The sequence below is a fragment of the Yoonia sp. genome (genome assembly GCF_046498525.1).
Classification (GTDB): Bacteria; Pseudomonadota; Alphaproteobacteria; order Rhodobacterales; family Rhodobacteraceae; genus Yoonia.
Genome location: NZ_JAWOAN010000199.1, coordinates 1 through 9,633, shown reverse-complemented (window position 1 = coordinate 9,633; position 9,633 = coordinate 1). Strand labels below are relative to the sequence as shown.

Genomic DNA, 9,633 nt, shown 5'->3' with positions numbered 1-9,633 from the left:
GCGCCCTAATCCTACCCGTCATCCAGCGCATGTCCCTGCACGATGACAGTGTGCAGGACGATGTAATCGATCGCGAGGTCGCGCTGGCTGCGGGCCAGCCCTGCACGGGCGGCCGACAAAGCGCGTTCGCGATCCAGCACATCCAGCACGGTAATCGTGCCACGGTTGGTCAAAAGCTGACGTGACAGAGCCAGCGCCTGACGGTTCAAATCGACCAGACGCGCGGCCTCGGCCTGTGCCGCAGCAGAGGCTTGCAGATCGGCCTGCGCGTTTTCGACCTCTTCGATGGCCGACAGCACCGCACGTTGCCAGCGCAGATAGGCTTGGTCCACCCGCGCGTCGGCGGCATCGACAGACGCGCCTAATGCAGGCTGGTTGAACAGCGGCATAGCCAGACCGGCCAGAAGAGTGCCACCATTCCCCCCCCCATCCAGCGGTGCAGTGACCGCGCCGCGCAACGACAGGCTGGGATAGCGGGCCGCCTGTGCTGCCCCCATATCCGATACCGCCGCAGCATAAAGCCGTTCCGCCTGCCGAATATCGGGACGCGCGCGCAAAAGATCGGCGGGCACGCCACGGGTAACGTGCATGGCTGGATCAGGCTGCGTGCCGGGATAATCCAGATTGATCGGCAATTGGCCGACCGGGTGGCCCATGAGGGTTGAAATCCGGTTACGTTGGCGCAGCACATCAGCTGCAGTCGTGGGGATCAGTGCCCGGGTTTCCGACACCAGTGTCTGTGCCCGCAAAAGGTCTAGCTGGGTCGCGGCACCCGCATCCAACAGGCTGCTGATAACGCTCAACGTTTGCTGACGCGAGGTTAGATCCTGTCGGCGTAATGTCAGGCTGGCCTGTGCAAAGCGCAAATCGACATAGGCCACGCCAACCTCTGTCAGAAGCGCGCGGCGCGTGGCCTGCGTGTCAAATTGAGCAGCCTCAAGGCGCTGTGCTGATCCTCGGGCACGCCAGCGCTGTTCTCCAGCCAGGCCGATTTGGGCGGCCACACCGAGACTGGCCTCATCAGTCAGGGTCAGATCGGCATTACCCGAAAAGCGGTTACCATCGCGCCGCGCGATGGCAGCCGCCTCATCCAGACGCGCACGCGCCTCGGCGAGGCCGACGTTGCCTGCCACCGCCGTGTCAACCAGATGGGTCAACAGCGGATCATTGAAATGGCGCCACCACCGCATGTCCGAAGCACTGGGCTGCGACACGGGTTCCAGCCGTGCATAACGGTCGGGCAATGCCATTTCAGGCGGCGTATAAACCGGCCCGACAGCACAGCCGACCAGAGCCAAAACGGCCAAGATCATCGCAACACTGCGCATTATCTGCTCTTTCTGCCTCTGGGCCCCATCTGCCTGACTGACAGTTTAAGCGGAGCCGCGATTATTAAGGCGAAGTTAACAGGTTTTTGGCAAAGTCACGTCGCAACGGCCTGTAAGAGTGTGATATTTTGATCAGGGTTGCAGGAATGCGACACCAGCCCCGCGCGATCATTCACGCAGCGCGCGGGTGAAAAATACCATCAGTGGTTCGGTCAGATAGGCCAGCGGGGTGCGGTCACGGGTGCGGATGAAGGTTTCGACAGGCATGCCCGGCAGCAATGTATAGTCGCCCAGCTTGGCCAGTTCGGCGTCCATTGGCATGACCTCGGCGGCATAATAACTTTGTCCGGTCGTCTGGTCTTGCAGCACATCTGCCGAAATCCGGGTGATGCGCCCGCGAATTTCAGGAATCTGGCGCTGGTCAAAGGCCGGAAAGCGCAGCTCGGCCTCCTGCCCGGGATAGACCTGATCGATATGGATTGCATCGACGCGCGCCGACACCACCAGTGGCCGATCCTGTGGGATGATATAAAGCAGCGGCTCCGCAGCTTGTACCACCGACTGCACGGCGAACACCTGCATGTCGTAGACGATGCCGCTGGTGGGCGCGCGCAACTCCAGCCGTGACAGGCTTTCAGTCAGTACGATTTTGCGTTCCATCAGTTCGATCTGGCGGAATTCCAGATCGCGCAACTGCGTCAGCGCCTCTTCACGACGGCGGGTCAGCAATTGCAGAGCCGCAATCTCGTTGCTGGCAACCTCACCTCGCAAAGCGGAAAGATCTGAGTCCAACTGTCCGATCCGGCCCAAAAGTCCTGCATGTTCGCGCCGCAGTTCGCTGACTTGCTGGGCCTGAGCCAATTGCTGGGCAAGCAGGCGCTGCTGGCCTTCCAGTTCCTCGTACAAAAGATCTGCCTGCACCTGCAGTGCATCCAATTGGGCGGTTATACCCCGGGTGCGGTTGATAATCTGCTGGTTCTGTTCGCGCAACAACGCGCGCTCCTGCTGCATCGCATCGCGGCGGGCGTGAAACAACGTCACCTCACCCGCCATGACATTGTCCGCTTCTGGCAGGGCAGAAATTCGGGTCCGCAAGGCGGGCGGAAAGGTGATGGTGTCGACATCATCGCGCTCGGCCATCAGCCGCGCCTTGCGGGCGCTGATTTCCAAAAGCTGGCCATCAATCACCGCCAGTTCCGACCGCAGCCGCCGCCCGTCGAGCCTGATCAGCACATCACCCTGCGCCACTGTATCACTGTCCGTGACAAGAATTTCACCGACCACCCCGCCTTCGGGGTGCTGCACGACCTGCCGGTTGCTTTCCACCTCCACCACGCCCTGCGCCACGACGGCGCCCGCCAGCGTGGTGCTGATCGACCAAAGGCCAAGCCCGCCTACCAGTGCCACCAATGCGACGATCCCCGCCCAAAGCGGCACTCCGGCCGACCAGTGCCGCACGCGGGTTTCGGTGCTGGTGGTATCTCGGGTCATGTCATCACCTTCCGGTCCGGCTCACTGGTGGCGGAGACGTCAATAATCTCGTCGCGCGGACCAAAGGCCACGACAGCGCCCTTGTTCAGCGCCAGAATATGATCGCATTCCACGATTGCCTTGGTGCGGTGCGTCAGGATGATCAGGATCTTGCCCTGCTCCTTGAAGCTGCGGACAGCCGCGTTCAGTGCTGCCGCCCCCTTGCCATCCAGCATCGAATTGGGTTCATCAAGGATCAGGAACACCGGATCGTCATAAAGCGCACGCGCCAACGCGATGCGCTGGCGCTGACCGCCCGACAACTGGCCTTCGCTGCCATCAAGCGGGGTGTCATAGCCACCGGGCAGTTGCAGGATCATGTCATGGGCATTGGCGCTTTGGGCGGCCTTGACCACCGCTGCCTCATCAGGGTCCAGCGCCATGCGGGCGATGTTCTGGGCGATCGTGCCGGAAAACAGCGTGACGGTCTGGGGTAGATAGCCGATATGCCGACCCAAGGCATCAGGGTCGTATTGGTCCAAAGTGGCACCGCCCAGTCGGGCCTCGCCCGCCGTGATGGGCCAAAAACCCGCCAGCGTGCGCGCCAGCGTGGATTTACCCGCCCCGCTGCGCCCGATGATCCCCAGTGCCTGCCCTGGTTCTACCGTGAATGAAATGTTGCGCAGCGTCGGTGTCCGTTCGCCCGGGGGCACCACCGTCAACCCGATCACCTGCAGCCGCGGTTTCGGTACCGGCAGAGCGGTACGGTCAGTGGCCGGAGGTACCGCCTGCAGATATTTGCCCAGTGCCCTCCAACCGGCGCGGCCCCGTTGCAGCACCGCCCACCGACCCATTGCCTGTTCCACCGGTGCCAGCGCGCGCCCCAGTAAAATCGACCCTGCGATCATTGCCCCCGGCGTCATTTCTCCCAACAGCACATAATAGGCGCCCGCCCCCAGCATCGCCGACTGCAGGAATAGCCGGAACGATTTGGTAAAGGCGGCAAAGCTACCGGTCCAGTCACTGGCGCCAATGTTGGCGAAAAGTGCTGTATCGCGCAGACGCAAATAGCGCTGCGACATGGCCCCGCGCAAACCCTGGCTTAGCACAATCTCGCGACCGTGTCGGGTTTCTTCGGCAAAATCCTGACTCTGTTGGGTCGCGATCTGCACAGCGCGCACCCGGGCTGCGGTCAAAGTCTGGTTCAGTATTGCAGTCAGAACGATGATGACCCCGCCCCCGACCGCTAGCCAGCCCAGCATCGGGTGAAACAGAAAGATGGCGGCGATGAAAATCGGTGTCCAGGGGATGTCCATCAGCGCCAGCAGCACCGGCGAGGTGAACAGATCACGCACCGCATCCAAATCGCGCAGCGCACCGGCTGCGACCCTGCGTTCGCGCGGATCAACCGACCGGCGCAGCGTCGCCTCGAACACGCGATCGTCCAACGCACTTTGGAAGCGCGCTCCGACCCGTGCCATGATCCGCCCCCGGGCGTAATCCAGCACACCCATCAGCGCATAAAGAACAGCCACTAGCACCGTAAGCGCGACCAGTGTTTCTACCGACCGCGACGACAGCACCCGATCATAGACCTGCAACATATAAAGCGGGCCGGTCAGCATCAGCAGGTTTACGAAGATCGAAAAGACAAAAGCCCAGATGATCAGGCCCCTGCCGCGATCACGCGCTGCGCGCAGTTCCTTAACGCCTGTATCTTGCGCCTGTGCCATGTCTGGACCTGCCTTCTTGCCTGTCATGCCTGCTGCTGGTGGTATTTTTCACCATCTATTGCTTCGCTCATAGCATTACACGCCAAATAGAAACAGTCTGTCTGCGCGTTGGATGAAAGATTCGGCCCCAGTCAGGCGGATTTGCTGTTGGCACCATAGCGATAAGCGTTCAGCACTACGCCCAGCACATTGGTTTGTTCACCAATTTCCCGTTCACAGGTGTTGAACTGGCTGTAGTGGGTCGCATCCGCCCGGATCACGATCAACGCGCAATCGACGTTTTTCAAAAATGCACGGGTGTCATCATTGACCAGTACAGACGGCAGATCGAAGATCATCAGGTCGGGGGCATACTCTGCCTCGATCCTGTCCAGCGCCTCAGCGGTCTGTTCATCCAGCAGCAGCCGCGTCGGGTCGGCCACCGGGCCGCGCGACATCGATACCGCCACATTGTCACCGATCCGCAGGCCCTGCTGGGCGAAATCCACCTGCCCCGTCAAAAGCGCGTCAATGCCATGCTGCGGGGTGGTTTCAAAGAATTCGTGCACCGACGGATCGCGCAGGTCCAGATCGAACAGCATCGCGCGCAGATCGCGCTGCCGACCAAGTCCAAGGGCCAGATTACACGCGGTGGTGGTCTTGCCCGATTGCGGCATAGGCGATGTGATCGCCAGCCGTTTCCAGCCGTTCTGGCGCATCTGCAACAACACCTTCGTGCGCAAAATATCAAAGGGCGCCGCCGCTTCGGATGCGGCATGGGTTACCACACGGTGGGTTTCCAGATGGCGCGGGTTGACCGTGAATGGTTCCAGCGCCTGCCACAGATCGTCCTGCCCGCGGGTCTGGCCAGATACGGCCCGGCTGTTGGCAGCGGTGCGCGGCGGATGCGCCGCGGTGGTGCGTGTCTTGCGGGCCTTGTCCAGCGCCGCCTGCAGTTTTTCCATGGCCATGATCTGTCCTTTTACCCCAGATTAATCCGGTCCAGCATCCTTTGGACCAAAATTTCCAGCGGCTGATAGTTTGTGTCGATGTACCACAGCCCCAGAGGCACGCCCGTCATCACGATCAGCATCGCTGCGATCATTCCTGCGCGCCGGGCAAAGCGGTGGCGACGGCTTTCCATATAGGGGATGGTGGCCAACGGGATGATGTTGAAACGTGAGGTCAGTTCGTCCGGGCGGCGCACCGTGCGGTTCAGCACCTCAAGCAGGGTGAAATACCCCGCTGCCAGCATTAGACCCATCGCCAAACCCAAAATTGCGATCATGGGGCGGTTCGGTCCAGCGGCCACGCTTGGGGCGTTGGCGTATTCGATCACGCTGATCCGCTGGCCCTGTGCGGTTGTTTCGATCCGTTCACTCATCCGAGCCTGGTTCAGGTTGTTGAGTGCTGCGTTGTAGCGGCCCTGAATGTTTTCGTAATCCCGTTCCAGACTGGCCAGTTCGATTCCGTTGGCGGCACTGCGCGAAATCGCCTGCTGCAATGTCTCAAGCTCGGCGCGGGTGCCGACCTCTTCAGCGCGCAGGGTGGCAAGGCGGGTTTCGATCTCGGACAGAGTAGCGTTGAACAGCGCCTCTTGCGGCGATACTTGTTCAGCCTCATCTGCCTCGGGCATTCCGCTGGTCGTCTGACCTGCCACCACGGCTTCCAGTCGGGCAATCTGGGCGCGCAACTGAACCACCCGCGGATTGGTCTCGGAATAGGTCGCCAGCGCGAATTCCAGTTCGGACTGGGCGGTAGCCAGCTGCGCCTCTTCAGGGGTGCGGCGGGCCTGCGCGGAACCTGCGCGTACCTGTCCGGTATTCTCAAAAATGCTGATGATTTCACGCTGCTGGGTTTCGGCCGCGGAAATATCTCGTTCGATCCGGCCCAGCCGTTCCTGCAACAGCGCCTGTCGGCCCAGCCGATAGCTTTGTTCCTCGGGCAGGGCATCGGCGTTTTCGGCCTTGAAGAGGGTGATAGTGGCACTTTGGTTGTCCAGATCCTCGCCAAGGCGCTGCACCTCCTGCTGAAAGAACTGCAGGGTGCGGGTGACCTGTTCGGTGCGTGTCGATGTGCTGTCCTGCAGGATCAGTGTCACATATTCGTTGACCACATCGGCGGCGGTCTGCGGACTGCGGGCGGTAAAGCTGATCGTCAGCAACGTCGCCTGTCCGCGTCCGGCGGTGCGGCGGATCTGTGTCGCTTCTTCCATCGCAGAAACCACCCGGGTCGGCTCCATCTCGCGGAGGTCGGGCAGCGCGGAAAACCGGTTGGCGATGTCGATCATGTTGGCCCGCGTCATCAGCCGCTGCTGGATGATATCCAGCTGTTCGACCGCATCGGTCTGCACGGTCGATGCAACCATGCGTTCGGGGATCTGCGGTGCCTCGACCAGCAGGCGCGCGGATGTGGTGTACGTATCCGGCAGCTTGAGCGCAGTCGCCACGCCAAGGCCCGCCGCGATCAGCACAAAAAGCGTCATCACCGGCAAACGGCGCAGCAGCAGCGCCCAATAGAACCGCAAGTCCAAATTCATTCGGCAGCCTTTTCTGGCAGATCCAGAGGGGAATCCAAAAGTAGTGGGTCGGACATGGTTTTCAGGTTCAGCCCGTCACGGATCAGTTCCCTGACGATGGCCAGCCCGACTTGCGGCTTGTCAGCGCTGGCCGCATAAACCAGCGCCATATCACACAGCTTGTTGACCACCCGTGGAATGCCCCCGGCCTCTTTATGGATAAAGGTAATCGCCGGGGGAGTGATTTCATCGCCTTGTCCACCGGCATGATGCAAGCGGTGATGGACATACTGCCGCGTGGTGGACAGATCCATCGGATCAAGGTGATAGACGGCCGTGACCCGCTGGGCAAACTGGCGCAGCCGCGGCTGGCGGATCAGGTCGCGCAGTTCGGGCTGACCGACCAGCATGATCTGCAGCAATTCATCCTTTCCGGCGTTGATGTTGGTCAGCATCCGCAACTCTTCCAACGTATCCAGACCCAGGTTCTGGGCTTCGTCAACGATCAGCAAAACATGCCGCCCGGCGGCATATTCGGTCACGACAAAATCCTGAAACTGCTGGAACAGCGTGACATAGTCGGCGCGTGCGTCACAGGCCACATCAAGCGCGTTCAGCACCCAGCGCAGCAGATCACCCCGGTCGCCCTGCGCGTTTGAAATCAGCCCGACCGTCATTTCCATGTCAATTTGGCGCAAGAGCGCCTGCACCAGCGTCGTCTTGCCGGTCCCGATTTCGCCTGTAACCACGGTCAGCGGCGCATGTGTCATCAACCCGTATTCCAGCACCGCATAGGCGCTCCTGTGCGCCGACGACCAGAACAGAAAATCAGGATCGGGGGACAGGCTGAAGGGCCGTTCCCGAAATCCGAAATGATCGTTGTAAAGCGCGACACTCATGTAAAAAGGAACCCAGCGTTTGCGTCAGTCAGATATAGTTTTGAAGTCCCGGCCACAATGGCAACGCCAGAATCGGACAGTGTTTGCGCTCACTTTGTTCCATAATAAGGCGTATGCCAGCACGACGATGACCGCAGTTCCCGTAAGAGCATGACAGAGAATGCACACAGTCGACAATGCGGGACTACTGATTCTGTGAATTGCACACTGGATTGTGCTGACTTTGTAAACAATACAGCGCGAAAAACCAGAATACGCGTGCGCCATGGACGCCGACTGACAGGCATTGACTGTTTAACGACCATGATTCTTTCAAAGTAGTGAAGTTTTTGTAAAATAAGGAGAAAGCTCCGTCTTATTCTTGCCCGAATCTGAACAAAATGTTAACGGTTGTACTTGTTCGATGGGGGCCGAGTAAAACGTGTTAGTACCCTAACTGCTTTATTGAGCAGTTTTAATTAGTATCGGAAAGGGTCGGAATTGCTCCGGCGTGTTGTTGCCATGACGATGAACTCAATAAATTTTGAAAAATCCGTTCCAACAAATCTGCCTGTTTTTCCCGCAGCATCCTACCGGCGAGTACCGTTTGGTATTTACCGTAATGTGGTCAAGCCCGGGCTGGACAAGCTTTTGATCCTCTTGGCGGCACCTTTGGTGTTGCCAGTTATGGGGCTGCTGGCGCTTTTAGTTACCTTGGATGGCGGCAAGCCCTTTTACGCGCAAATGCGCGTGGGGAAAGGCGGCAAGAGTTTCCGCATGTGGAAAATCCGTACGATGGTTTCCGATGCCGACGCCCAGCTGGAAGCCTATCTGGCGGCCAACCCCGCCGCGCGTGCCGAATGGAACGCCACTCAAAAGCTGAAAAATGATCCACGGATTACCCGCATCGGAAACATCCTGCGCAAGACATCGCTAGACGAGCTGCCACAGTTGTTCAATGTGCTGGCCGGGTCGATGTCGCTGGTTGGACCACGTCCGATGATGGTCAAGCAAAAGCCGCTTTATGACGGGCAGGCCTATTTTCAACTGGCGCCCGGTATCACCGGATTATGGCAGACATCGGACCGCAACGACTGCGATTTTGTTGATCGCATAAAGTATGATGAAACCTATGGACGAACTGTATCGCTGGCCACCGATCTGCGTATCCTGTTCAAGACGGTGGGCGTTGTGCTGCGCGGCACCGGCTGCTGATATAGAACGCGCAGTCATCACATGGCAGCGCACGCCAATGATCACAAGGTCACCCCTGCGTCGCAGGGGTGACCTGATTGCGCAGTGAAGCAAAGGGAACCCTGCACCGTGTTTTTACGTAACCGTCTGATTCTTTCCGTCCTTGCTGTAACCCTTTCGCTCGGTCTGTCTGCCTGCAAAACCGCCGAAGAGCGCGCCGAGGAATATTACCAAAATGCGCTGACGCTGGCCGCCGAGGATGATTATGACCGCGCCGTGGTCGCATTGCGCAATGTCTTTGAGCTGGATGGCAGCCACCGCGAGGCGCGGCGTATGATGGCAGGTATCCTGCTGGACGAACGTGGCAACCGTCAGCAGGCCTATAGTCAGTATCTCCGGCTCGCTGAACAATACCCTGACGATCTGGATGCGCGCGTCGCGCTGGCCCAGATCGCTTTTGCCGCCACCAACTGGGAAGAACTGGAACGCCATGGAGCACAAGCGGCAGAACTCGCACCCGATGACCCGCGCGT

Annotated in this window: 7 protein-coding genes and 1 pseudogene; 2 read left to right on the top strand and 6 right to left on the bottom strand. The window is 59.7% G+C overall.

What is annotated here, in order from left to right; genetic code table 11:
- Window positions 1-11 precede the first annotated feature (11 nt).
- The 6 genes from R6T97_RS12465 to R6T97_RS12440 all read right to left on the bottom strand — a co-directional run bounded on the left by R6T97_RS12465 (window position 12) and on the right by R6T97_RS12440 (window position 7,927).
- Window positions 12-1,328 (bottom strand): TolC family protein, encoded by a 1,317-nt coding sequence (locus R6T97_RS12465; protein WP_410349620.1) that lies wholly within the window; start codon window positions 1,326-1,328, stop codon window positions 12-14.
- 168 nt (window positions 1,329-1,496) lie between these two features.
- Window positions 1,497-2,819 carry an HlyD family type I secretion periplasmic adaptor subunit gene (locus R6T97_RS12460; protein ID WP_410349619.1) on the bottom strand — a complete coding sequence of 441 codons (1,323 nt, stop codon included), beginning with the start codon at window positions 2,817-2,819 and terminating at the stop codon, window positions 1,497-1,499.
- The gene (locus tag R6T97_RS12455; RefSeq protein ID WP_410349617.1) at window positions 2,816-4,558 is read right to left on the bottom strand and encodes a type I secretion system permease/ATPase; all 1,743 of its coding nucleotides are present in this window, start codon (window positions 4,556-4,558) and stop codon (window positions 2,816-2,818) included. The genes R6T97_RS12460 and R6T97_RS12455 overlap by 4 nt, the downstream gene beginning before the upstream one ends.
- Before the next feature lie 104 nt (window positions 4,559-4,662).
- A complete protein-coding gene (locus R6T97_RS12450; RefSeq protein WP_410349616.1) occupies window positions 4,663-5,481 on the bottom strand; it encodes a CpsD/CapB family tyrosine-protein kinase in 819 nt (272 codons plus the stop codon).
- An 11-nt stretch (window positions 5,482-5,492) separates the two neighbouring features.
- On the bottom strand, window positions 5,493-7,049 hold the full coding sequence (locus R6T97_RS12445; RefSeq protein WP_410349615.1) for a GumC family protein: 1,557 nt from the start codon (window positions 7,047-7,049) through the stop codon (window positions 5,493-5,495).
- The gene (locus tag R6T97_RS12440) at window positions 7,046-7,927 is read right to left on the bottom strand and encodes an ExeA family protein (protein ID WP_410349614.1); all 882 of its coding nucleotides are present in this window, start codon (window positions 7,925-7,927) and stop codon (window positions 7,046-7,048) included. The genes R6T97_RS12445 and R6T97_RS12440 overlap by 4 nt, the downstream gene beginning before the upstream one ends.
- A 501-nt stretch (window positions 7,928-8,428) precedes the next feature.
- On the opposite strand from R6T97_RS12440, the gene R6T97_RS12435 reads away from it, so the two are divergent.
- Window positions 8,429-9,121 carry a sugar transferase gene (locus R6T97_RS12435; protein ID WP_410349613.1) on the top strand — a complete coding sequence of 231 codons (693 nt, stop codon included), beginning with the start codon at window positions 8,429-8,431 and terminating at the stop codon, window positions 9,119-9,121.
- Between the two features lie 108 nt (window positions 9,122-9,229).
- Window positions 9,230-9,633 (top strand): annotated as a pseudogene (locus R6T97_RS12430) (hypothetical protein); the annotation flags it as partial.

Bases quoted from the DNA above. Each gene is read 5' to 3' on its own strand.
- R6T97_RS12465 (WP_410349620.1), bottom strand. From the start codon at position 1,328: ATGCGCAGTGTTGCGATGATCTTGGCCGTTTTGGCTCTGGTCGGCTGT.
- R6T97_RS12460 (WP_410349619.1), bottom strand. From the start codon at position 2,819: ATGACCCGAGATACCACCAGCACCGAAACCCGCGTGCGGCACTGGTCG.
- R6T97_RS12455 (WP_410349617.1), bottom strand. From the start codon at position 4,558: ATGACAGGCAAGAAGGCAGGTCCAGACATGGCACAGGCGCAAGATACA.
- R6T97_RS12450 (WP_410349616.1), bottom strand. From the start codon at position 5,481: ATGGCCATGGAAAAACTGCAGGCGGCGCTGGACAAGGCCCGCAAGACA.
- R6T97_RS12445 (WP_410349615.1), bottom strand. From the start codon at position 7,049: ATGAATTTGGACTTGCGGTTCTATTGGGCGCTGCTGCTGCGCCGTTTG.
- R6T97_RS12440 (WP_410349614.1), bottom strand. From the start codon at position 7,927: ATGAGTGTCGCGCTTTACAACGATCATTTCGGATTTCGGGAACGGCCC.
- R6T97_RS12435 (WP_410349613.1), top strand. From the start codon at position 8,429: ATGACGATGAACTCAATAAATTTTGAAAAATCCGTTCCAACAAATCTG.